The sequence below is a fragment of the Janthinobacterium saanense genome, assembly GCF_014200675.1.
In the GTDB taxonomy this organism is placed as follows: Bacteria; Pseudomonadota; Gammaproteobacteria; order Burkholderiales; family Burkholderiaceae_D; genus Janthinobacterium.
The window spans coordinates 47,152-70,708 of the sequence record NZ_JACHCI010000003.1; the positions used below are offsets into that span (position 1 = coordinate 47,152).

The following is a 23,557-nucleotide window of genomic DNA, read 5'->3' on the forward strand; positions in this document are numbered from 1 at the left end:
TTAGCCGAGCCGTTTCCACTGCCGTATCCCTTGCGCCTTCGTGGCGCAAGCGGTCTAACCGATGGAGCAACCCTGTGAACCACGACTACTCTGGCAACACGCAGCTGTGGAATGAAGACCTGGCCCCCACCACTGCCGCGCAGCGCACCTGGCGCTGGTATCACTTCGCTGCGCTGTGGGTCGGCATGGTGATGTGCATCCCTGCCTACACCTTGTCGGCCAGCCTGATCGACAGCGGCATGTCCGGTTACCAGGCGGTGCTCACGGTCTTCCTCGCCAACGCCATCGTGCTGCTGCCCATGCTGCTGATCGGCCACGCAGGCACAAAGTACGGCATCCCGTATGCGGTGCTGGCGCGCTCCTCCTTCGGCACTACCGGCGCCCGCTTGCCTGCCCTGATGCGCGCCATCGTTGCCTGCGGCTGGTATGGCATCCAGACCTGGTTCGGCGGCCAGATGATCTATACCTTGATGGGCGTGCTGGCCGGCCATGAACTGGGTGGCGACAAGATCGCTGGCCTGGGTATCAATGGCAGCCAGTTGTTATGTTTTCTCGCTTTCTGGGCCATCCAGTTCTATTACATCCTGCATGGCATGGAAGCGATACGCAAGCTCGAAACCTATACCGCGCCGCTGAAAATCCTGATCTGCCTGGTGCTGCTGTACTGGGTGCATACGCGGGCAGGCGGCGTGAATGCGCTGCTGGACCAGCCATCGCAATTTATCCCCGGCGGTAAAAAGGCGGGCCAGTTCTGGAGCGTCTTCTGGCCATCGTTGACCGCCATGGTGGGCTTCTGGGCCACCCTGGCGCTGAACATCCCCGACTTTACGCGCTTCGCCAGGACGCAGCGCGACCAGGTGATCGGCCAGTCTATCGGCTTGCCGGTGCCCATGGGCTTGCTGGCCATGTTGGCCGTGATCGTCACGGCAGGCTCGGTGGTCATGTTCGGCAAGGCCATCTGGGACCCGGTCGACCTGGCCAGCCGCATGACGGGCGCCGCCGTGCTGATCGCGCTGATCATCCTGCTGATCGATACCGTCAGCGTCAACCTGGCAGCCAATCTGGTGGGGCCGGCCTATGATTTTTCTTCACTGGCGCCCAAGCAGATTTCATACAAGATGGGCGGCTATATCACCGCCTCGATCGCCATCGTCATGATGCCGTGGAAGGTGCTCGAATCGACGCAGGGTTATATCTTCACCTGGCTGATTGGCTATTCGGCCCTGCTGGGTCCTATCGCCGGCATCCTGATCGTCGACTACTACTTTATCCGCAAGACGCGCCTCGACGTGGCGCAGCTGTACCGCGACGATGGCCTGTACTCGTATGGCAATGGCTGGAATATGGCAGCCATTGCTGCCTTCGTGATCGCCGTGCTGCCGAATATTCCGGGCTTTTTGAACGCCGCTTTTCCAGCTTCCTTCCCCGATGTGGCGCAAGGATTCAAGACGCTCTACACCTACGCCTGGTTCGTGGGCGTGGCCATCGCCGCAGTTATCTACGGGTTCATGATGAAGGGCAAGGCAGCGGTGCATGTGCCGCAGGCGCCGCTCGCCTGATCCACTAAAAGAGGAGACCGCAATATGACTACGCTTATCCGTGGCGGCACCGTCGTCAATGCCGACCGTGCTTTTCGCGCCGATGTACTGATCGAAGGCGACAAGATAGCCGCCGTCGGCGAAAACCTGGCCGTGCCTGCGGGCGCCACCGTGATCGATGCCGCTGGCCAGTATGTGATGCCGGGCGGGATAGACACGCACACGCACATGAATTTGCCTTTCATGGGCACGGTAACGTCCGACGATTTTTTCACGGGCACGGCGGCCGGCCTGGCGGGCGGCACCACCACCATCATGGATTTCGTCATCCCCGCGCCGAAGCAGTCGCTGATCGAGGCCTATCAGCAGTGGCGCGAGTGGTCGGCCAAGGCGGCGTCCGACTATACCTTCCACGTGGCGATCACCTGGTGGAGCGAGCAGGTGCACGAAGAAATGGGCACCCTGGTGCGCGAACACGGCGTGAACAGTTTCAAGCATTTCATGGCCTATAAAAACGCCATCATGGCCGACGATGAAACCCTGGTAAAAAGCTTTACCCGTTCGCTGGAACTGGGCGCACTGCCCACAGTGCATGCGGAAAACGGCGAACTGGTATTTCAGCTGCAGCAAGCCTTGCTGAAAAAGGGTATCACCGGGCCGCAGGCGCATCCGCTGTCGCGCCCACCGGCCGTGGAAGCGGAGGCGGCCAACCGCGCCATCGCGATTGCGAACGTCTTGAATACGCCCGTGTATATCGTGCACGTTTCGTGCGCCGAATCGCTGGACGCCATCACGCGGGCGCGCGCCAATGGCCAGCGCGTATATGGCGAAGCGCTGGCCGGTCACCTGGTGATCGATGACAGCGTCTACCAGAGCGATGATTTCGATTTTGTAGCCGGCCACGTCATGAGCCCGCCGTTTCGCGGCAAGCACCATCAGGCAGCCCTGTGGCATGGCCTGCAAAGCGGTAATTTGCACACGACGGCCACCGACCACTGCACTTTTTGCGCCGAACAGAAGGCGGCCGGCAAGGAAGACTTCACGCGCATCCCGAATGGTTGCGGCGGCGTCGAGGAACGCATGGCCGTGGTGTGGGACGCCGGCGTCAATACGGGTTTGCTGACGCCTTCTGAATTCGTCAAGGTCTCATCGACCAACGCGGCGCAGATTTTCAATATGTACCCGCGCAAGGGTGTCATTGCCGCAGGCAGCGATGCCGATATCGTGCTGTGGGACCCGCAAGGCACGCGCACGATTTCGGCCGCCACGCAGTTTGCCAAGGGTGGCTTCAATGTCTTTGAAGGGCGCACCGTGCGCGGTATTCCCAGCACCACCATCGCCGCAGGCAAGGTGGTGTTCCACAACGGTGAATTGATGGCGGTCGAAGGAGCAGGGCGCTATGTTGAACGCCCCGCGTTTTCCGCCGTGTCGGCATAAAGGAGATTGTCATGAGTGAATTACGCATCAACGGTGAACGGCTGTGGACAGCCCTGATGGAACTGGCGCAGATAGGCGCCACGCCCAAGGGCGGCGTCAAGCGCCTGGCCCTGACAGACCTCGACAAGCAAGGCCGCGACCTGGTAGTGGGCTGGGGGCGTGCGGCGGGCATGAGCATCACCATCGACCAGATCGGTAATGTCTTCATGCGCCGCGATGGTGTCGACAACAGCTTGCCGCCCGTGATGACGGGCAGCCATATCGATACGCAACCCACGGGCGGCAAGTTCGATGGCAATTACGGCGTGCTGGCGGGCCTGGAAGTGGTGCGTACCCTGAACGATTTGAAAATCAAGACGCAGGCGCCGATCGAGGTGGCGTTCTGGACCAACGAGGAAGGTTCGCGTTTCGTGCCCGTGATGATGGGCTCGGGCGTCTTCTGCGGCGCCTTTTCGCTGGAAACGGCGTATGCGGCAAAAGATACGGAAGGCAAGACGGTAGGCGAAGAACTGGCGCGCATCGGCTACAAGGGGGATCAAGTACCGGGCGACCATCCGATAGGCGCCTACTTTGAAACGCATATCGAACAGGGCCCGGTGCTGGAAGACGCGGATAAAGTCATCGGCGTGGTGCCGGCCGTGATGGGCTTGTCGTGGTATGACTGCGTGGTGACGGGCATGGAGGCGCATGCCGGTCCCACACCGATGGGACTGCGCAAAGATGCGCTGCAGGTAGCGACCACCATCATGCAGGAAGTCGTCGCGATTGCCAACCGCTATCCGCCGTATGGCCGCGGCACGGTGGGCATGGTGCAGCTGTTCCCGAACAGCCGCAACGTGATTCCGGGCGAAGTCAAATTCAGCATCGACCTGCGCAACGTGAACGATGAACTGCTCAACACCATGCATGGCGAAATCACGGCCTTCATCGATGCCACGCGCGACAGGACGGGCCTGGGCATTACACTGGAACGCGTCTCTTATTATCCGCCTTGTCCCTTCCACCCCGACTGCGTGGGCGCGGTGCGCAACGCCACAGCCAAGTTGGGTTACTCGGTGATGGACGTGGTTTCCGGCGCTGGCCACGACGCCATCTATGCCGCCAGGCTGGCGCCGGCCGGCATGATCTTCGTGCCCTGTAAGGATGGCATCAGCCACAATGAAATCGAGGATGCAAAATCAGAGCATCTGGAAGCGGGGTGTAACGTCCTGCTCCACGCCATGCTGGAGCGCGCCGTCGCGGTATAACTGCTAAAGGGTGCGCAGCAGCGCGATCAGCTGGGTGCAGGCAAACAGCAGCAGGCCGATCAGGCCACCCACGATGGTGCCGTTGATGCGGATGTATTGCAGGTCTTTGCCGATCTGCAGTTCGATCTGGCGCGACATGTCTTGCGGGTCCCAGTTCTTGACGGTGTCGCCGATATGGCGCGTCAGGAACAGGGCGAAGTCGGGCGCCATGTTGCGTGCTGCATCCTGCATGCGCTCATTGAGCGAGTCGCGCAGTTGCGGGTTCTGCGCCAGTTCCTTGCCCAGCCAGCCGCCCATCGCGGCCACCTTGGCATGCAGCACCGAGTCGCTGGCCGCCAGGTCCTGTTTCAGCCAGCTGCGCAGCTGTTCCCACAGGCCGTTCACATAGGAATTGAGCACGACATCGTTCCTGATGTGCTCGCGCAGCGCTTCGCCCTTGGCGAGAAACACCGGGTCGGTCTTCAGGCGTGCGATCAGCTTGTGCACCGATGCGTCTATCTTGTGCCGCAACTGGTGCTCGGGGTCTTGCGCGATGCGCCGCATGCTACTGTCGAGGGCACTGGCGATCAGCTCCGCACCGTGTTCACCCAGCCATGAAGTCGGCAATACTTTTTCCTTGCGCGGGTGTTCCGTCTTGAGCCAGTGGACGATGCTGTCGGCGATCAGCTCGCGGCTATCCGGTTCGCGCAGCACGGCCACCAGCTTGGCTATCGCGTCGTCCAGCAACTCCTGGTGGCGGCCATTGGCTGTCAGCGTTTCCAGGATTGCGCCAGTCGACTGCGACAGGTCCACCTTCGACAGCGCAGCGTCGAAAGCCTTCTTGATGAAGGGGCGGATGCGTTCGTCGTCCGTCATGTCCAGCGCGGTCGACAGCATCTTCACCAGGTAGCCGCCCAGCAGGCTGGCGTTGGCCGGCGCCGCCAGCCATTCCCCTATCATTTTGGCGGGATCGTATTTGGCGATCAGCGCCACCAGCGAGTCTGTGTCGAGGAACTTATCCTTGACGAAGCCGGCCAGGTTGACGGCGATCCTGTCCTTTTCCCTGGGGATGATATTGGTATGGCGTGAAATAAAGGGGATCGGGATGGTGCGGAACAGGGCGGTCACGGCAAACCAGTCGGCCAGCGCGCCCACCATGGCGGCTTCGGAAACGGCTTTCAAGCCATCAGTCCACAGGCTGCGCGGCAAAAAGGCCGTGATGATGAAGATGGCGCCGGCCGCCAGCAAAAAAAACAGCGCCAGGCGCTTGCTGCGGCGCAGTTCGGCGGCCTTGTCTTCGTTCGCCATGCTAGCTGGCCCTGGGCTGGAACTGGCGCAAAAAGCCCAGCAGCGCATGGGCCGCGATATCGGCGTCGTCGGCGGTCATGGTTTCCAGCGGATTGTGGCTGATGCCGCCATTGCCGCAGCGGGTAAACAGCATGGCCACATCGGTGATGGCTGCCATGGCCATGGCGTCGTGGCCGGCGCCTGACAGCAAGCGATAGGGTTCCAGGCCCACCGATTCGACTGCCTCGGCCAGTTGCGCCATCAGCCACGGTGCGCACGGTGCGGCACTGGCCGACAGCAGCAGCTCAAGCTCCACATCGATCTGGCGCCGCGCGCAAATGGCAGCCACGCCCTCGAGAATATCGTCCACGGCAGCCTGGCGCACCGTGTCGCTGGCCGCGCGTATATCGAGCGACAACTGGCAGGCGCCGGCGATCACGTTGACGGAGCCGTTGGGCACATGCAGCTGGCCCACCGTGCCCACCAGCGCCTCGCCCTGGCTGCAGCGCTGTTCCACCAGCAGAATGATTTCGGCGGCTGCACTGGCCGCGTCGCGGCGCATGCCCATCGGCGTGGTGCCTGCATGGCTGGCCAGGCCGCCCAGCTTGAGCAGGTAGCGTGAACTGCCGGCGATGGCCGTGACGACGCCCAGCGGATGATCGCGTTCCAGCAGTACGGGGCCTTGCTCGATATGCACTTCCACATAGCCGAGCAAGCTGGCGGGATCGCGCGCGATGGCGGCGATGGCGGTCGCGTCGTGGCCGGCGGCGGTTAGCGCGTCGCGCATGCTCACACCCTCGGCGTCACGCTGCTCCAGCAGCGACAGGTCGAACTTGCCCGTGACGGCCGTGCTGCCCAAAAAAGTGCTCTTGAAGCGCACGCCTTCTTCTTCGGCAAACGCCACGACCTCGAAATGAAACGGCAGTTTTTCGCCGCGCTGGTGCAGATGGCGCACCACGGTCACCGGCAGCAAAATGCCCAGGCGGCCATCGTATTTTCCGCCATTGCGCACCGTGTCGTAATGCGATCCTGTCATCAGGGTCTTCGCACCCGGCTCGTCCGACAGATAGCGCCCCACCACATTGCCCACCGCGTCGATATGCACCTGCATGCCCGCTACGCGCATCCACTCGGCCAGTTGATCGGCCGTTTGGCGGTGGGCTGGCGTCATGTAGGCGCAGGTCAGGTTGTAAGCGCTGTCGCTCCAGCCGGCCAGGGTTTCCGCCTGCTGCATGATGGCGGGGCCGAAAACCAGGCGCACATCGAACAGGTCGTTCAGGCGCAGTTCGGCGATGCGCTTGATCTGCCGCAGCGACTCGGCCAGTTCGTCGTCGCGGCGGTTTTTCAGGCGCCGTGCAAAGGTGGCGATAATGTCCTGGCGCGTCAGGCCGGCGCCGGTCGGGCCTTTTACTGCCAGGATAAAGGGGAAGCCGAATTTCGCGTTGTAGTCGCTATTGAGCCGCTGCAGGGTGGAAAATTCCTCTGGACTGCACAGGTTCAATCCGGATTTGGCTTGCTCGCGCGTCGATTCCGCCGTCAACTGGCCGGCGATGGCGGCTTTGCCGGCCAGTTCAGGGTGGGCGCGTATCAGGCCCAGTTGTTCGGCCGGCGATGCTTGCGCCAGCACGTGCTGCAAGGCTCGCTTGAGGGCGGTAATGCTGTCGAAGGGCCGTGCTGCCGCCGTGCGCTGGGCGATCCAGGGCGAGTGTTCATAGATGCCGTGCAGCAGATCGACGAAGCCGACGTCGCTGCTGCTGTTCAAGTCTGAAAGTGTGGTCATGCTAGTCTCCATCGTGCTTATCCCCATCATGCAAGCAGTGATGATAGCCTCCCAGCCATGCTTGCATTATATGCGGACGCGCATAAGGCCTATCGCTGCACCAGTGCCCTGGCGGCCGCAGTAACCTGGTCGCGCAGCCACTTGTGCTCGGGCGCCTGGTGCACGCGCTGGTGCCACAGCTGGTAAAAGCGCATCGGCGGAAATTTCAGCGGCACCGTATAGCTTTTCAGCGCCAGGCTCTTTTCATAAAAGCGCATGAACTGGCGGCCCGTCGTCAGCACCAGGTCGGTTTGCGTCAGCATATAGGGGATCAAGCCAAAATAGGCCGATTCCACCACCACGTTGCGCTGCAGGTTTTGCCGTTCCAGGAAGGAGTCGATCACGCCGTGGTAGCCGGGCATCATGGGCGAGGGCGCCACGTGGGGCAGGCTCAGATAATCGTCCAAGGTCATGGCGTCGCTGGCCGTGCGCCGCGCGTAGGCCGTTTCCGCATGCATGGCACAGATGATGGGGTCTTCGAACAGTTTCGAGATATGTAAATGGGCCGGCGGCTCATCCCAGTTGGCGATCACCAGGTCCAGGCCACCGTCCGACAATTGGCGGATATGGTCGATGCCCGGCCCCAGGCTATGCAGCACCACGCGGCTTTTCGGCGAACCGCGCCGCAGCAGCGCCACCACGTTGGGCAGGAACTGGCTATCGAGATAGTCGGGCGCGGCGATATGAAAAGTGCGCGCTTCATCCTGCGCCACGAATGGCGTCTTCTTGATGAACAGGCTTTCCGTCTGGTCGAGGATGCGCTTGGCCGGATTGAGCAGGCTTTCGCCATGCTGGGTGGGCACCATGCCGCGCGCGCCGCGCACCAGCAGCGGGTCGCCCGTCAGTTCGCGCAGCTTGCGCAGCGAAGCCGAAATCGAGGGCTGCGGCTGATTCAGCTTGAGCGCCACGCGCGACACGTTTTTTTCTACCAGCAGCAGATACAGGATGCGGATCAGGTGCAGGTCTAGGTGTTGCGGCAGGCTGGACATGTGGCGGCGGCTAGGTTGTACTTGGTGGTATATGGATACGGATATGTCAAATATACGGCATTTTTCATGTGATGGGCCGTGAATCGGTTTATCTTGTGGACACTGGCGCAACAGTGTTGATAGTGCGCCCACCGGTCACCGCCTCATGCAAGGAAATGTATGGAAGTCTTCACGTATCTGATTCCCTATGGCCTGGAGTGGCTGAACCTGATTGTGCGCTGGCTGCACGTCATTACCGGCATCGCCTGGATAGGCGCCTCGTTTTATTTTGTCTGGCTCGATAACTCGATCCGTCCGCCGGCGCCCGGTTCCGACCTGGCGAAAAAGGGCGTGTCGGGCGAGCTGTGGGCCGTGCATGGCGGCGGCTTTTATAATCCGCAAAAATATCTGGTGGCGCCAGCCGAGCTGCCCAAGGAACTGCACTGGTTCAAATGGGAAGCCTACACCACCTGGCTGTCCGGCATCGCGCTGCTGACCATCGCGTATTACTTCAATGCGCAAGCCATGATGATAGACAAATCCGTGGCCGACATCAGCAGCGGCCAGGCCATCGCCATCGGCATCGCCACCCTGGTCATTGGCTGGATTGTGTACGACCTGCTGTGCCGCTCGCCGCTGGCAAAGCATGAACTGTGGTTCGGGGTGACGGTGTTTGCGCTGATCGTCGCCGCAGCCTATGTGCTGACGCATTTGCTGAGCGGGCGCGCCGCCTACATCCATGTCGGCGCCATGATAGGCACCATCATGGTGGCCAATGTGCTGATGCTGATCATTCCCGGCCAGCGCAAGATGGTCGAAGCCATGGCGGCCGGTAAACTGCCCGACCCGCGCCATGGCCAGAAGGCCAAGCAGCGCAGCGTGCATAACAATTATTTCACCTTGCCGGTGCTGTTCATCATGATCAGCAACCACTACGCGATGACCTACCGGAACGACCATGCCTGGCTGGTGCTGGCCATGATCATGGCGGCCGGCGTGTTCATCCGCCACTTCTTCAACCTGCGCCACAAGGGGCGTGTTGAGTGGCGCTACCCCGTCATCGGCGTGGCGTTGCTGATAGCCGTGGCGGTGGCGATTGCGCCGAAAGCGCCGGCGCCGGTGGCGGCAGCGCCGGTGTCCGATGCTGCCGCGCAGTTTGTGTCAGCCCAGGCCATCATCATGCAGCGCTGCGCCACCTGCCACTCGGCGCACCCGACGCAGCCCGGTTTTGCGACGGCGCCGTCCGGTATCATGCTCGACAGCGAACCCTTGATACGCCAGCACGCGGCGCAAATCTACAAGCAGGCGATTGAACTGAAGGCCATGCCGATCGGGAATCTGACGAATATGACGGAAGCCGAACGCACGCAGCTGGGCGCCTGGCTGCAACAGACACTGCAGGGAGCAAAATGAAAGGGACACAATGACTGCGCATGCCGAACAACTGAACGCCTGGATCGACGCGCACTTCGACGAGGAGATCGCCTTCTTGCAGCGGGTGGTACAGCAGCCTACCGATACCCCGCCGGGCAATAACGCGCCGCACGCGGAGCTGGTGGCGCAACTGCTGTCAGCCTATGGCTGGCAGGCTGAAAAACACGCGGTGCCGCAAGAGCAGGTGGAAGCCTACGGCATGCAAAGCATCACCAACCTGATCGTGCGCCGGCCCTATGCGCCGGGCGGGCCGACCGTGGCCCTGAACGCGCATGGCGACGTGGTGCCTCCCGGCGACAACTGGACTTATCCGCCCTACGGTGGCCAGGTGGTCGATGGCTATATCTACGGCCGCGCGACGGCCGTGTCGAAAGGCGATTTCGCCACCTATGTGTTTGCCGCGCGCGCGCTCGAAGCGCTGGGTGTACCGTTGAAGGGCGCTCTGGAACTGCATTTTACCTATGACGAAGAATTCGGCGGCTTGCTGGGGCCGGGCTGGCTGCTGGAGCAAAAACTGACGCGCCCCGATTTCGTGATTGCGGCCGGTTTCAGCTACAACATCGTCACCGCCCACAACGCCTGTCTGCAACTGGAGATCACCGTGCACGGCAAGTCCGGCCACGGCGCCATGCCCGAAACGGGGCACGATGCGCTGCAGGCGGCCAGCAAGATCCTCAACGCCATCTATGGCCAGCTGCCGGCACTGAAAAAAATCAAGTCCGGCGTGCCGGGAATAGACTCGCCGACGATGCTGGTGGGCCGCATCGATGGCGGCACGAATACCAATGTGGTGCCGGGCAAGGTGGTCATGAAGATGGACCGCCGCATGATCCCGGAAGAAGATCCGGTGCAGGTGGAAGCGCAGGTGCGTGCGCTGATCGAGGACGCCGTGCGCGGCGAGGAGGGCATACGCGTGGAGATACGCCGTTTGCTGCTGTCGCACGCGCTGCGGCCCTTGCCCGGCTCGCAGCAACTGGTGGAGAGCCTGCAGAAAAACGCGTTATCCATCCTCGGCGAGACGATTCCTGCGCAGGGTACGCCGTTGTATGCCGATGCGCGCCTGTATGGCGAACACGGTATCCCGGCCGTACTGTATGGCGCCGGTCCGCGCACGGTGCCGGAATCGAATGCAAAAAAGGCCGATGAAAGGCTGGCGCTGGACGATTTGCGCAAGGCCAGCAAGATCGTGGCGCTGACCTTGTACGACTTGCTGGCGCAGAAATAATAGACAGCTAATTTGGCTTACAATGGGGCGACGTCACGTTTTGTGAAGACTAGTGAAGAAGCCCCATTTGAATACCCGTTTTCTCGAAGCCTTTGTCTGGGCTGCGCGGCTGGGCAGTTTTCGTACTGCCGCCGACAAGCTCAATATCACGCAGGCTGCCATTTCCAACCGCATCGCTTCGCTGGAGCAGGACTTCGGCACGCGTCTGTTCGACCGCGACTCGCGTGAAATCCGTCTGACTTTCGCCGGGCGCAATCTGCTCGTGTATGCCGAACGCATGCTCGAACTGTGCCGCGACATGTATGCGGCCAATTCTTCGCCTTCGCAGATCACGGGCGAAGTGCGCATCGGCGTGATCGAAACCATCGTGCATACCTGGCTGCTGCCGTTTTTGCAGCGGGTGCAGGAACGGTATCCGGGCATCGAGATCCAGCTGACATCGGAATCGACGCGGCGCCTGCACGAGCAGCTGCAGCAGGGTGAACTCGATATCGCCCTGCAGACAGACATGCTGACGGGCGACCATATCCGCAGCACGGGCAGCGGCGCCATCGCCATGGGCTGGGCGGGCAGGGCGGCCGACTGGCCAGCGGGCAGCCCGCCTTTCACGGTAGCGCAGCTGGCCGAACACCCGATCATCACCATGAACCGGGGTTCGCAGCCGCATTCCGCGCTGAAGGCGCTGTTCCAGGACGAAGGCGTGCCATTGGGTCGCGTGCATTGCGTCAGTTCGATATCGGCCATCGTGCGCCTGGTGAAAGCAGGTTTTGGTATCGCGGTATTGCCGCTGGCGCCCCTGCGCGAGGAAATCGAGTTGGGCAATATCGCCCTGATCCCGTGCACCGGCACCCTGGCGCCGCAGCGTATCGTGATCAGCTACAGCGAAGACTTGACGACGGAAGCCATACAACTGGTGGCCATGCTGGCTTGCGAAGAGGCGGCGCGGTTTACGGTGGGGCTGAGTGCAGAGTATGGCGTGGGATAGGCTTCCCTCCACAAGAAAAACTTATCAGTCGGCTTCAAAATAACCCGTTTGCCATGGAGAGTGGCGCCACCTATTCTAGGTTGGCACTCCACTTACACTGCAGAACGGAACCATCATGACGACGTCCCCCACCACCTTGCCTGGCATCCTGTTTGTCTGGACCAGCGCCGACCCTGAACACGAGATCGATTTCAACCGCTGGTACGACCGCGAACACGTGGAAGAGCGCGTGCGCATCCCTGGTTTCGTCAGCGGCACGCGCTACCAGAGCGTGCGCGGCCCGCGCAAATACCTGGGCCTGTACCGCACCGTGTCGCTGGATGCTTTCCAGACGCCCGATTACTTCAAGGCCTTCCAGCAGCAGACGCCATGGTCGGTGACGAATCTGGGCCGCATGCGTGACCCGATGCGTCGCGTGTGCGCCATCGAGGCGGAAACAGGTTTTGGCACGGGCGCCTGGCTGGCCGTGCTGCGCCTGGGCTCGGATGCCATCGGCCAGGATGGTCAGGCAGTAGCCGGCCTGGCGGCGCTGGGCCGTGAACTGCTGCACATCGACGGCGTGATTGCCTCGCGTTTGCTGACGCCAGACACCCATCTTTCCGGCCCGCTGCCGGCCGAACAGAAGGAAGGGCGCGTACTGGACCCGATCTTCCTGATTGACGCTTCTTCGGAAGCGGCTGCCCTGGCGGCGATTGCCCGGGCAGCCGCCGCGCTGGGCCTGGATGCCGACGAGGCAGCCATCTTGCAGCTGTCCTGGCAATTGCGCGAGACGGACCTGCAAGCCGCCTGATCGCGCAAGCTTCTGGTCGTACTGATAAAACGAGACACTGGCCACGGCGCAGGGCAAGCATCCTGCGCCGGGCCTGCAATAAACTGACGAGAGAGACCGCATATGAGCAGCTACACTTCCGCGCACATTCCCGCGCATGACGGCACGGCGGCGCCAGCCGGCAAGCCGAAAACAGGCCGCCTGGCCACGGCCAGCATGGTTGGCACGACCCTGGAATGGTATGACTTCACGGTCTACAACACCATGGCTGCGCTGATCTTCAACCATCTGTTCTTCCCTTCCTTCGACCCGCTGACGGGCACCATCCTGGCGTTTTCCACGTATGCGGTCGGCTATATCTCGCGTCCGATCGGCGGCGTGATCTTTGGCCACCTGGGCGACAAGCTGGGGCGCCGCTGGGTGCTGGTCGTGACCCTGATGCTGATGGGCGTGACGACAGGTTTGATGGGACTTTTGCCTACGTATGCAACGGCCGGCATCTGGAGCCCGGTCCTGCTGGTGGCGCTGCGCTTCGTGCAAGGTATCGCGCTCGGTGGCGAGTGGGCCGGTGCGGTGCTCATTTCAGTCGAACATGGGGCAGCCGACAAGCGCGGACGCAACGCCTCGTGGACGCAGGTGGGACCCTCGTTCGGCACCTTGCTGGCGACCGGCTGCATCGGTTTGATCACTTACTTCCTGCCGCATGAGGCCTTCATGGACTGGGGCTGGCGCATTCCGTTTGTCGCCAGCCTGCTGCTGGTAGCTTTTGGCATGTGGATACGCAGCGGCATCGAGGAAACCCCGCTGTTCCAGGAGCTCGACAAGAAGGATGCCAAGGCGGAAGCGCCGATCGGCGACGTGCTGCGCATCTACTGGCGCCGCCTGCTGATCGCCGGTGGCGTGCGTATCGGCTCGGACGTGCTGTATGCGCTGGTGGTGGTGTTTACCCTGACCTATGTGACGACGGTGCTGCATCTGTCGTCGACCCTGGCGCTGACCGCCATCATGCTCGGCACGGCCTGCAACGCACTGAGCGTGCCCCTGTTTGGCGCCTTGTCGGACAAGATAGGCCGCCGCCCCGTGTATGCGCTGGGCGCCGTGCTGGGCTTGATCTGGGCCTTCGTGTTTTTCACGTTGCTGGACACGGCCAGCCCGGCCGCCATCATCGCCGCCGTGGTCGTCGGCCTGATCATCCACGCCATCATGTATGGCCCGCAGGCTGCCTTCGTGATTGAACAATTTCCCACCAAGGTGCGCTATGCGGGTTCCTCGCTGGCCTACACCCTGGCCGGCGTGATCGGCGGCGGCTTTGCCCCGCTGGTGATCGCCAGCCTGTACCGCTCATATGCCAGCACCATGGCCGTCTCGCTGTACGTGGCGGCGGCTTTGCTGATCACAGCAATCTCGGTGTTTGCGGCACGCGAAACGGGCCGCGGCCCATTGGAAGAGTAAAAAATATGACGACCTTAAATTTTCAACTGACGGGCCATGGCGCCGTCACCTTCAATATCGACAATCTGATCATCGCCGGCTGGACGGGCCGCGACATGGCCATGGTTGAACACCATATCGCCGAACTGGAAGCGATCGGCGTGGCGCGGCCGAAAAGCGTGCCCACGTTTTACCGCGTCTCGGCAGCACTGTTGTCCAGCGACGGCGCCATCGAAGTGCCGGGCGCCGATTCGTCGGGCGAGGCGGAATTCGTGCTGTTTTCCACCGAGTTCGGTCTGCTGGTGGGCATCGGTTCCGACCATACGGACCGCAAGGTGGAAAGCTATGGCGTGACGGTATCGAAGCAGATGTGCGGCAAGCCGGTCAGCGATACCCTGTGGCGCTACAGCGACGTGGCCAGCCACTGGGACCAGCTGCAGATGCGTTCCTGGCGCGAGCGCGATGGCGTACCGGCCCTGTACCAGGAAGGGCCAGTGACGCGCATGCTGGCGCCGGAAGACTTGATACTGCGTTACACGGGCCAGGCCAGCTTGCCGGTCGGTAGCGCCATGTTTTGCGGCACCCAGCCCATCATCGGCGAAATGGGCCATGGCGACGCATTCGAACTGGAACTGTATGATCCAGTCTTGCAGCGCCGATTGCAGCATCGTTATGCGGTGCAAACCCTGCCCGTGGAAGGATAAGCAATGAACAAAACCATTCGTGAACTGGCGGCCGACCTGGCTGCCGGCCGCATCAGCAGCGTGGAACTGACGCAGCGCATGCTGGCGCGGGCCGAAGCCCATCGCGCCCAGGGCGGCGTGGCCTATGTCAGCCTCGATGGCGAGCAGGCGCTGGCCGAGGCGCGCGCCAGCGATGCGGCGCGCGCGGCTGGTATCGTCGCTTCGCCCTTGGCCGGCATTCCGATCTCCATCAAGGATCTGTTCGACGTGCAGGGCCAGGTCAGCAGCGCCGCTTCGCTGGCGCTGGCCGACGCAGCGCCCGCCAGCACAGACGCCACCGCCGTGGCCCGTTTGCGCGCAGCGGGCGCCATCCTGCTGGGCCGCACGAATATGAGCGAATTCGCGTTTTCCGGCCTGGGCTTGAACCCGCATTACGGCACGCCCGTTTATCCGCACGACCGCAGCCGCATCGCCGGCGGTTCCACCTCGGGCGGCGCCGTCACGGTGGCGCTGCAGATGGCGGCCGGCGCCTTGGGCACGGATACGGGCGGCTCGATCCGCATCCCTGCTGCATTTTGCGGTTTGACGGGCTTCAAGCCGACGGCGTCGAGCGTGCCGCTCACCGGCGCCGTGCCGCTATCGCGCTCGCTCGATTCGGCTGGCCCCATTGCGCACAGCGTCGATTGCTGCGCCATCTTGCATGCGGCGCTGTCGGGCCAGGATATTCCCCTGGATGCACCGGCGCTGAAAGGATTGCGCTTCGGCTTTACGCGTGACTATGTGGGCGCCAACGTGGACGCCCAGGTGCAGCAGGCGTTTGATGGCGCGCTGGACAAGCTGCGCGCAGCGGGCGCGCTGGTGGAAGAATTCGATTTTCCGGAACTGCTGGAGCTGCCCACCATCAATGGCGGCGGAGGGTTGGTGGCCGCCGAAGCCTGGCACTGGCACCGCGCGCTGCTCGATGAAAAGGGCGCGCAATATGACCAGCGCGTGGCGGCCCGCATCCGCCGTGGCCAGCAGCAGGGCGCCGCCGATTACATCGACCTGCTCGATGCGCGCCGCCGCCTGATGACCGTGGCGCGCACCCGTCTTGCTCCCTACGATGCCTGGCTGATGCCCAGCGTGGCCATCGTGGCGCCCAAACTGGCGCCCCTGGAACACGATGATGCGACGTTTTTCGCCACGAATGGCCTGGTGCTGCGCAATACCAGTGTGATCAATTTCCTCGATGGCTGCGCATTGTCCCTGCCTTGCCAGGCGGACGGCGAACTGCCCGTGGGACTAGGGATTTGTGGCCTGGGCGGCCAGGATGAATATATCCTGCGGCTGGGCCGCGCGGTGGAGGCATTGTTAAGCGCGAACTAAAACAGCTAACAAATAATGCTGCTGTGCAGTAATCGGGCCGGTTTGTCGTATGATAGGCGATCTTGAGGTAGATCAAACACTTATCAACTTGACACTTATTAAGCGGCCCACTCCCTACTGTGCACCGATATGACCTGATCAGCTGTCATGACTGCGGCGTGTTGTACTGCAAACGCCCGCTGCGCCCGCGCGAAAAAGCGCGCTGCGTCCGCTGCCGTTCGGTACTGTACCGTGGCAGTTCCGCCGACTTGAACAAGGTGGTGGCCCTGACTCTGGGCGCCGCCTTTGTTTTCCTGATTGCCCAGTTTTTTCCCATCGTCGAACTCGACATCAATGGCCTCACTTCCAGCGCCACCTTGCTGGGCTCGATCCGCGTGCTGTGGTCAGAGCAGATGCAGGTGGTGGCGACCATGGTCTTCCTGTTTACCATGCTGTTTCCCGCCATCGAGCTGGGCTCCCTGCTGTACGTGGCGCTGGGCTTGCGCATGAAGATCAGGGTGCCCGGCTTTAACCGCGTGCTGCGTGCCGTGCAGACGGCGCGTGAATGGGGCATGACGGAAGTGCTGATGATCGGCATCCTGATCACTGTCGTCAAGATGACCAGCCTGGCCACCGTGGTGCCGCAACCGGGGCTGTTCGCATTCGGCGCGCTGACCGTGATGCTGGCCATCGTCGTCTCGTTCGATCCGAAAACCCTGTGGAATGTGGGTGACGACCTGGTGCGGGAGTCCTTGCCCGGTATCCGCTACAAGCCGCTTGCGCCTGGCGCCCGCGTGCTGCCTTGCCACGCTTGCGGGCTGGTGGCGCCGCCCGTGGGCAAGGGCCATCACCTGGAATGCGCGCGCTGCGGCACGCCGCTGCACACGCGCAAACCGAATAGCATCAGCCGCACCTGGGCCTTGCTGATCGCCGCCGCCATCCTGTACATCCCCGCCAACCTGCTGCCCGTGATGGTGACGCAGTCGCTGTTCGGCGCGCAGGACGACACCATCATGAGCGGCGTGGCGCTGTTCTGGAATAGCGGCTCGAAGGGACTGGCCATCATCATCTTCATCGCCAGCGTGGTCGTGCCCGTGCTGAAACTGGGCACCCTGGCTTTGCTGGCCTGGACGGCGCAGCGGCGTTCGCGCTGGCGGCCGCGCCAGCGCACGGTGTTGTACCGCATGGTCGAATTCATCGGCCGCTGGTCCATGCTCGATATCTTTGTGGTCACCCTGACGGTGGCCCTGGTGCGCTTCAAGTCGCTGGCCGTGATCACGGCCGGCCCTGGCGCGCTGGCGTTTGGTGCGGTGGTGGTGCTGACCATGCTGGCCTCGATGCAGTTCGATCCGCGCCTGATCTGGGACCCGGTCGACGACAAGGCGCGCAGCGATGCAGAAAAAAATAAACTGGCGATTGGAGAGCAGCATGTCTGAAAAAGAAACTGAAAGCACAAGCGTGGTGGCCGAACCCGATGTGGACAAGGCCAGCCGCTGGCTGCCATCGCTGGTATGGCTGATTCCCTTGCTGGCCGCGCTGATCGGTGCAGCCCTGGTGACGAAGTCCATTATCGACCAGGGGCCGACGGTCACAGTGAGCTTCAAGAGCGCCGAAGGACTGGAGCCGGGCAAGACCAAGGTCAAGTACAAGGACGTGGATATCGGCCAGGTGCGCGCCATCAGCCTGGGCGACGATTTGAGCAAGGTGCTGGTGACCATCGACATGAGCAAGGATGCGCGCCGCTTCGCCACTGCAGATTCGCGCTTCTGGGTAGTGCGTCCGCAAATCGGCGCCAGCGGCGTGACGGGCCTGGGCACCTTGTTGTCGGGCGCTTACATCGGCGTCGATACGGGCAAGTCGGAAGCGAAGAAAGACAGTTTCGTTGGACTGGAAACGGCGCCTGCCATCGCTGGCGACCAGAAGGGCAAGCTGTTTACCCTGCATGCAGACAGCCTCGGTTCCATCGATGTGGGCTCACCGCTGTTCTTCCACCGCCTGCGCGTGGGCAAGGTGGTCAGCTTTGCGCTGGACAAGGACGGCAATGGCATCACCATGTCGGTCTTCGTCAATGCACCGTATGACCAGTTTGTCGGCAAGGATGCGCGCTGGTGGCATGCCAGCGGCGTCGATGTGCGCCTCGATTCGAACGGCTTTAAATTGAATACGCAATCGCTGGCGGCAATGCTGGTAGGCGGCATCGCGTTTGAAGCGGAAAATGGCCGCAAACCGCAGGAGCCGGCGCCGGCCGGCACCATTTACCGCCTGGCGGCCGACGAAGCGAGCGCCATGCGCGAACCCGATGGCGAGGCGATCACCAGCGTGTTTTATTTCGACCAGTCGCTGCGCGGACTGCAGCCTGGCGCCACCGTTGATTTCCGCGGCATCGTGCTAGGCGAAGTGCGCTCGGTGGGCATCGAGTTCGATCCCGTGAAAAAGAATTTCCGCATGCCGGTGACGGTCAATCTGTACCCGGCGCGCCTGGGCATGCGTTTCAAGGCGGCCGTGGGCCAGCCCGATGGATCGGCCGGCCACCAGCTGTTGGAGCGCATGGTCAGCCGTGGCTTGCGCGCCCAGCTGCGCACCGGTAACCTGCTCACCAGCCAGCTGTATATCGCGCTCGACTTCTTCCCGAAAGCGCCCAAGGTGGAGCTGGACGTGAACAAGTATCCGATGGAAGTGCCGACCGTGCCCAACACCCTGGACGAATTGCAGACGCAGATCGCCAGCATCGCCAGGAAGCTGGACCAGGTGCCGTTTGACGAGATCGGCAATAACCTGAATGCGACCATCAAGCAGGCCGACGCGCTGTTCAAGCAAGGTAATGCCCTGTTCAAGCAGCTCGATGGCCAGGTGGTGCCGGAAGTGCGCGATACATTAAAAGCCGCGAAACAGACCTTCGGTACGGCCGAACAGGTACTGCAAAAGGATTCGCCGCTGCAGTCCGATGTGCGCCAGGCCTTGCAGCAGCTGACGCAGACCTTGCAATCGCTGAACGCGCTGTCCGATTACCTGGAACGCCATCCGGAATCGCTGATCCGTGGCAAAAAAGGAGATGAAAAATGATCAAGCCCATGTTCAAGCTAATGGCCGCCGCCAGCCTGGCGGTGCTGCTGGGCGCCTGCTCCACGCCGCAGCCCGAGTATTTTTATACCCTCAGCGGCGGCGCCGCTGTCTCCGAGAAACCGGTGCAGTATTACGTGGAAGTGCTGGCCGTCAGCGTGCCGCAGCAGGTCAACCGCAACCAGTTCGTGGTGACGGCCCCATCGGGCCGCATCGAGCTGCTGGAGCAGCAGCGCTGGGCAGGACCGCTGGCCGGTGAAATCGGCCAGTCGCTGTCGACGGCAGTGACCAATGAACTGGGCGCGATCGACGTGTTCCGCACGCCGTATCCAGAGAAGCTGCCCGTCTACCGCATCAGCACCAACGTGCAGCGTTTCGAGTCCGTGATGGGCCAGTATGCGCTGATCGACGCCGTGTGGAGCGTGCGCCAGCTCTCAAACAACAAGGTAGTGACGTGCCGCACGGTGGCCAATGAAAAAGTCGGCGGCGGCTATGATGAGCTGGTGCTGGGTCATCGCCGCGCCGTGCAGAAAATCGCCACCGAGATGTCCGCCGTGGTGCGTGGTTTCAATAGCGGCAATAGCGGCAATAGCGGCAATAGCGGCTGCCCGGCCATTCAAGCAGGCTAGCAAATGCTAAAATACGGTCATGGGAATGACATCAATCACACGCAGGTTTGCCGCCTGGATCGCCTGTTTTGCGATCTTGCTGGCCGCGCTTGCGCCGTCGATTTCCCAGGCCGTTGCCCATGCCAAGCAGGAGTCCAGCTCCGGCTGGGTAGAAATCTGCTCGATGGCCGGCATCCGCTTCGTCAAGGTCGACGGGGATAAATCCGGTGTTGGCCAGCCGGACGGCAAGGCCATGCAGATGGAGCATTGCGCCTTCTGTTCCATGCATGCCGGTTCCGTGGGCTTGCCGCCCACCAGCCCGTGCTGCCGCTGCCTGTCGATGTCGGCCTGGCCATGCAGCCGGCCCTGTATTACCAGTCCCACAGCCCCTTGTTTGTCTGGTCTACGGCGCAGTCGCGCGCCCCGCCTGGTCTCGTTTAAATTCAGTTTCAGCTTTTTTGCGCTTGCGCTTCCCGCCTCTTGGCGTGAGGTGCTGCGCCCGCTAATTTAAACGAGAACCACATGACCGACAATATTCAATCCCGGCGCCTGGCGCGCCGCAAAAGCCTGTACTGGCGCATCCATTTCTGGGCAGCCTTGATCGCCACACCGTTTGCCTTGCTGGCCGCCCTGACGGGCATGCTGTATGTCTTCACGCCGCAGATCGAGACTGTGCTTTATGGCCATCTCGATCACGTAACGCCGCACGGTGCGATGCTGTCGCTGGACGCCGCCGTGGCGGCTTCTGAACAAGCCGCGCCCAAGGGCTGGGTGGTACAGAACGTGGTGCCGCCGTTTCAAGCAATTGATTCGGTGCAGGTGACATTTGCGCCGCCCGGCGTGCAAGTCGATGAACATGCGGGCCACAATATGCCGGGCATGAAACCGCCAGTCGCCAAGCCGGCTTTCGTGGCGCCGGCGCAAGCCGTCGTCGTGTATGTGAATCCGTATGACGGCATTGTGCTGGGCACCCTGGCCAGCAGCCAGCGTTTCAATAACTGGGCCAGGAAGCTGCATTCGCGGCTGCTGCAGACCGATGGCTGGCGCTGGATGATCGAGCTGGCGGCCAGCTGGCTGATGGTGATGCTGGTGACGGGCGTGATCCTGTGGTGGCCGCGCGGCGTGCAATCTGGCTTGCCGAAGAAGGGGGCAACAGGCCGCAATGGCTGGCGCCAGTGGCATGCCTTTTTGGGCGTGGCGCTGGGCCTGGTCAGCTTCGTGATTCTGGCGACGGGACTGACCTGGAGCCAGCAGGCGGGCGGGCGTATCCGCAGCTTGCGCGACATCAGTGGCCAGGCTAATCCGCCAGTGCCGCGCAGCCTGCATTCGCGCGAGGACGTGCATGGCGGGCCGCTGGACTGGCAGGGCGCCTGGCAGGCGGCGCGCAGCAATGCCCCGGCCATCGCGCTGCAATTGACAGCGCCGGCCAGCCAGCAAGATGTCTGGCGCGTTACCATGGCTGACCGCAGTCAGCCTTTGAAACGCTTCGACCTGCAGTTTGACGCCTACAGCGGCAAGCCCCTGTATTACGCGGGATGGGATGAGCAGACGGCGTTCGGCAAGGCGACAGCCATCGGCATTCCCTTTCATCGCGGTGAATTCGGCTGGTGGAACCAGGCCTTGCTGTTTGTATTTGGCGCCAGCGTGCTGTTCTCGCTGGTATCGGGCTGGATCATGTTCTTCAAGCGGCGCGCGCCAGGCACTTTGGGCTTGCCCAAATTGCTGCCCGGCGCCTGGACTTCGCCTTCGCCGCTGGCCTGGCTGGTGGCGGCCGCCATGTGCGCGCTGATGCCCTTGCTATTAATCTCTGGCGCCGTGCTGGCGTTGCTGGAGCTATGCCTGGCGCAGGCTAGCCGCCGACAATCGGTTGCGCGATGATCCACAAGCTGAGCAGGGTATAGGCGATCATCAGTGCCAGCATCGGGTACTGGCTGCGCAGGGCTGCGCTGCGGCTGCCGAATAGGCGTAGCGCGCACACATGGGCCAGCCAGACGGCCGCCACATGGCCTGCGACGATGGCGAACAGCGATACGTACCACACGGCCTTGGCATCGACCAGGCCGAGGCGGATGAAGTACAGCCTGGTGCCGAATAAATCCCAGTCCAGGCCCAGTGGATCGGACGCCAGCGGTATCAGGTACTGGCCCGCCATCGCCAGAAAAGAGAGGTAGTGGGCGAAGTGGTAGGCGATCGCGATGGGCACCAGTGTCAGCACGAAGTGGCCGGCCACGCGCCCCAGCGGCAGCGCAGGCAGGCTGGTGCTGGCGCCGCAGCGCGTGATCAGCGCGCAAAAAAGCAGGAAAACCAGCAGGAACAGCGCGGGCACCAGCAGCAGGGCGGCCGTGGTGATCCAGCCGAGCGCGCCCGGCGAGACGGCAAGCACGGCGTCGACGATGTCGTACCACGCCTGCGTTTCCATCATGCCGTCGAAGCTGACCGAGGCAAGCATCAGTATCACCAGAAGCAGGCCAGCGGGCCGCACGGGCTGCCGCGTCAGCAAGCCTGCCGCGTAGGGGCGCACATGCCAGGCGCCAGCGCGGATGGTATTGGGCGCGAAGCGCGCCAGCAGGCCGAAGACGACGTTGAACACTTCCGCGTGGCCTAGCCAGACGGTGCGTCCAAACAGCGCCATGCCGGTCCACGTCAGGGCCGAATACAGCAGCATGGCCAGTGCCAGGCTGGCCGGCTGCTCGCTGCCTTCCCAGTTCAGTTCCATCCAGATGAAGCAGAAAAACAGCACCGTAGCTGGCCAGCTATCGAGCCATGCCGGCCAGGGCAAGGGGGCGCGCCAGTGCGGAAAAAGGCGCTGTGCCATGCGTGCCACGGTATCGAGAGGATTGAGCAGCGCCCACAGGTCGCCCACCAGCGCTGACACATAGGCCATGCCGACCCACCAGATGGCCCATACCATGGCCGGCGCAATATTTTTCACCGGGTTTTGTACACCGACGAGTCCCGCCACGATCACCAGGATGTACAGGGCCAGCACCAGCAGGCGCAGGATGGCGGCGATGGCGCGCGCGCCGGGAATGCGGTGCAGGACAAGACGGGCATAGTCGTCCTGGCATGGCGGCGATGCGGCATCGCGCCGCCATAGCGCCAGGAAGCCAAACGATAGCGCCACCGTCAGGCCCGCACCTGTCATGTATAGCCACAGCGGCAGCGGTAAATCGTAGCGCTGGCCGAAGCCGTGCGCGCGGGCGGCGCACGGCATGGCGATCAAGCTGGCCGCCAGCAGGGCGCGGGCCATCATTGTGGCAGTACTTCCAGGTACATCAGCGGCGCCATGTGCTGATGTTTGTGCTGTTTTCCCTTGTCCTCTGCCGCGGCGCCGTAGCCGTGTGCGGAAACAGGAAAACGTCCGGGCACGCTGGCGTCGATACGCATGGAGACAGTTTCGCCCGGCTTCACGATCAGGAGCTGGTCATAGCCATGCAGGTGGATATTGACTATCTCGTCGCTAGTCCAGGCCAGGCTGATTTTTTCATGTTGCCTGACCCTGATGGTGGGTGGTTTTGCGGCGATTTTGCGCTGCACGATCGCCAGCGCCACCTGCCGTTCCACAGCCTGTGATGTGGCCGGGGAAGCGCTCTGCGACTGGCTTTGCGGGGCGAGGCAGGCAAGAAAAAAAGCCAGGCTGACGCCGGCTGCTGACTGGGGTGTGAGGATTTTTTTCATTCTTAAATTCTATGAAATATTTCCCTCATTGGCCATCTTGAAAAAAACGCCAGCTTGAAAAGTGC

19 protein-coding genes and 1 pseudogene are annotated in these 23,557 nt (G+C 62.4%); 15 read left to right on the plus strand and 5 right to left on the minus strand.

Translation table 11 applies throughout. The features are described from left to right. Nucleotides 1-74 precede the first annotated feature (74 nt). Genes HDE72_RS05415 through HDE72_RS05425 form a run of 3 tightly spaced genes read left to right on the plus strand, consistent with a single transcriptional unit; the run spans nucleotide 75 to nucleotide 4,222 of the window. Nucleotides 75-1,559: an NCS1 family nucleobase:cation symporter-1 gene (locus HDE72_RS05415; protein WP_183737731.1), complete on the plus strand. Its 1,485-nt coding sequence runs from the start codon at nucleotides 75-77 to the stop codon at nucleotides 1,557-1,559. A gap of 24 nt (nucleotides 1,560-1,583) precedes the next feature. Next, complete coding sequence (hydA, locus tag HDE72_RS05420; RefSeq protein ID WP_183737733.1) at nucleotides 1,584-2,975, plus strand: dihydropyrimidinase; 1,392 nt, start codon at nucleotides 1,584-1,586, stop codon at nucleotides 2,973-2,975. A gap of 11 nt (nucleotides 2,976-2,986) precedes the next feature. After that, nucleotides 2,987-4,222: a Zn-dependent hydrolase gene (locus tag HDE72_RS05425; RefSeq protein WP_183737735.1), complete on the plus strand. Its 1,236-nt coding sequence runs from the start codon at nucleotides 2,987-2,989 to the stop codon at nucleotides 4,220-4,222. A gap of 3 nt (nucleotides 4,223-4,225) precedes the next feature. On the opposite strand, the gene HDE72_RS05430 is transcribed toward HDE72_RS05425, so the two are convergent. The 3 genes from HDE72_RS05430 to HDE72_RS05440 all read right to left on the minus strand — a co-directional run bounded on the left by HDE72_RS05430 (nucleotide 4,226) and on the right by HDE72_RS05440 (nucleotide 8,296). Next, nucleotides 4,226-5,509, minus strand: a complete 1,284-nt coding sequence (locus HDE72_RS05430; protein ID WP_183737737.1) for a DUF445 domain-containing protein — start codon at nucleotides 5,507-5,509, stop codon at nucleotides 4,226-4,228. 1 nt (nucleotide 5,510) lies between these two features. Further along, nucleotides 5,511-7,268, minus strand: a complete 1,758-nt coding sequence (locus tag HDE72_RS05435; protein WP_183737739.1) for an allantoate amidohydrolase — start codon at nucleotides 7,266-7,268, stop codon at nucleotides 5,511-5,513. 89 nt (nucleotides 7,269-7,357) lie between these two features. Beyond that, complete coding sequence (locus tag HDE72_RS05440; RefSeq protein WP_183737741.1) at nucleotides 7,358-8,296, minus strand: LysR family transcriptional regulator; 939 nt, start codon at nucleotides 8,294-8,296, stop codon at nucleotides 7,358-7,360. A 159-nt stretch (nucleotides 8,297-8,455) separates the two neighbouring features. Between HDE72_RS05440 and HDE72_RS05445 the strand changes: the two genes are divergently transcribed. The 12 genes and pseudogenes from HDE72_RS05445 (at nucleotide 8,456) to HDE72_RS05500 (ending at nucleotide 21,692) form a co-directional block, all read left to right on the plus strand. Continuing rightward, a complete protein-coding gene (locus tag HDE72_RS05445; RefSeq protein ID WP_183737744.1) occupies nucleotides 8,456-9,688 on the plus strand; it encodes a urate hydroxylase PuuD in 1,233 nt (410 codons plus the stop codon). Between the two features lie 10 nt (nucleotides 9,689-9,698). Continuing rightward, complete coding sequence (locus HDE72_RS05450; RefSeq protein WP_183737746.1) at nucleotides 9,699-10,934, plus strand: M20/M25/M40 family metallo-hydrolase; 1,236 nt, start codon at nucleotides 9,699-9,701, stop codon at nucleotides 10,932-10,934. A gap of 67 nt (nucleotides 10,935-11,001) precedes the next feature. Continuing rightward, nucleotides 11,002-11,919: a LysR family transcriptional regulator gene (locus tag HDE72_RS05455; RefSeq protein WP_183737748.1), complete on the plus strand. Its 918-nt coding sequence runs from the start codon at nucleotides 11,002-11,004 to the stop codon at nucleotides 11,917-11,919. 115 nt (nucleotides 11,920-12,034) lie between these two features. Beyond that, nucleotides 12,035-12,709: a DUF4286 family protein gene (locus HDE72_RS05460; protein WP_183737750.1), complete on the plus strand. Its 675-nt coding sequence runs from the start codon at nucleotides 12,035-12,037 to the stop codon at nucleotides 12,707-12,709. 102 nt (nucleotides 12,710-12,811) lie between these two features. Beyond that, nucleotides 12,812-14,140: an MFS transporter gene (locus HDE72_RS05465; RefSeq protein WP_183737752.1), complete on the plus strand. Its 1,329-nt coding sequence runs from the start codon at nucleotides 12,812-12,814 to the stop codon at nucleotides 14,138-14,140. A 5-nt stretch (nucleotides 14,141-14,145) separates the two neighbouring features. Continuing rightward, complete coding sequence (locus HDE72_RS05470) at nucleotides 14,146-14,823, plus strand: DUF2848 domain-containing protein (RefSeq protein ID WP_183737754.1); 678 nt, start codon at nucleotides 14,146-14,148, stop codon at nucleotides 14,821-14,823. A gap of 3 nt (nucleotides 14,824-14,826) precedes the next feature. Then, entirely contained in the window at nucleotides 14,827-16,167 is a 1,341-nt protein-coding gene (locus HDE72_RS05475; RefSeq protein WP_183737756.1) for an amidase, read from the plus strand. Between the two features lie 119 nt (nucleotides 16,168-16,286). Further along, the gene (locus HDE72_RS05480) at nucleotides 16,287-17,582 is read left to right on the plus strand and encodes a paraquat-inducible protein A (protein ID WP_183737758.1); all 1,296 of its coding nucleotides are present in this window, start codon (nucleotides 16,287-16,289) and stop codon (nucleotides 17,580-17,582) included. Continuing rightward, nucleotides 17,575-19,209: a PqiB family protein gene (locus HDE72_RS05485; RefSeq protein ID WP_221291176.1), complete on the plus strand. Its 1,635-nt coding sequence runs from the start codon at nucleotides 17,575-17,577 to the stop codon at nucleotides 19,207-19,209. Before HDE72_RS05480 ends, HDE72_RS05485 begins: the two co-directional genes overlap by 8 nt. Next, on the plus strand, nucleotides 19,206-19,835 hold the full coding sequence (locus HDE72_RS05490; protein ID WP_260176526.1) for a PqiC family protein: 630 nt from the start codon (nucleotides 19,206-19,208) through the stop codon (nucleotides 19,833-19,835). The genes HDE72_RS05485 and HDE72_RS05490 overlap by 4 nt, the downstream gene beginning before the upstream one ends. A 25-nt stretch (nucleotides 19,836-19,860) precedes the next feature. Further along, nucleotides 19,861-20,076, plus strand: a pseudogene (locus HDE72_RS27695) (DUF2946 domain-containing protein); the annotation flags it as partial. 260 nt (nucleotides 20,077-20,336) lie between these two features. Next, a complete protein-coding gene (locus HDE72_RS05500; protein ID WP_183737760.1) occupies nucleotides 20,337-21,692 on the plus strand; it encodes a PepSY-associated TM helix domain-containing protein in 1,356 nt (451 codons plus the stop codon). Here the strand turns inward: HDE72_RS05500 and HDE72_RS05505 are convergent. Continuing rightward, nucleotides 21,664-23,067 carry a hypothetical protein gene (locus HDE72_RS05505; protein WP_183737762.1) on the minus strand — a complete coding sequence of 468 codons (1,404 nt, stop codon included), beginning with the start codon at nucleotides 23,065-23,067 and terminating at the stop codon, nucleotides 21,664-21,666. The genes HDE72_RS05500 and HDE72_RS05505 overlap by 29 nt on opposite strands. After that, on the minus strand, nucleotides 23,064-23,492 hold the full coding sequence (locus tag HDE72_RS05510; RefSeq protein ID WP_183737764.1) for a cupredoxin domain-containing protein: 429 nt from the start codon (nucleotides 23,490-23,492) through the stop codon (nucleotides 23,064-23,066). Before HDE72_RS05510 ends, HDE72_RS05505 begins: the two co-directional genes overlap by 4 nt. Nucleotides 23,493-23,557: the final 65 nt, after the last annotated feature.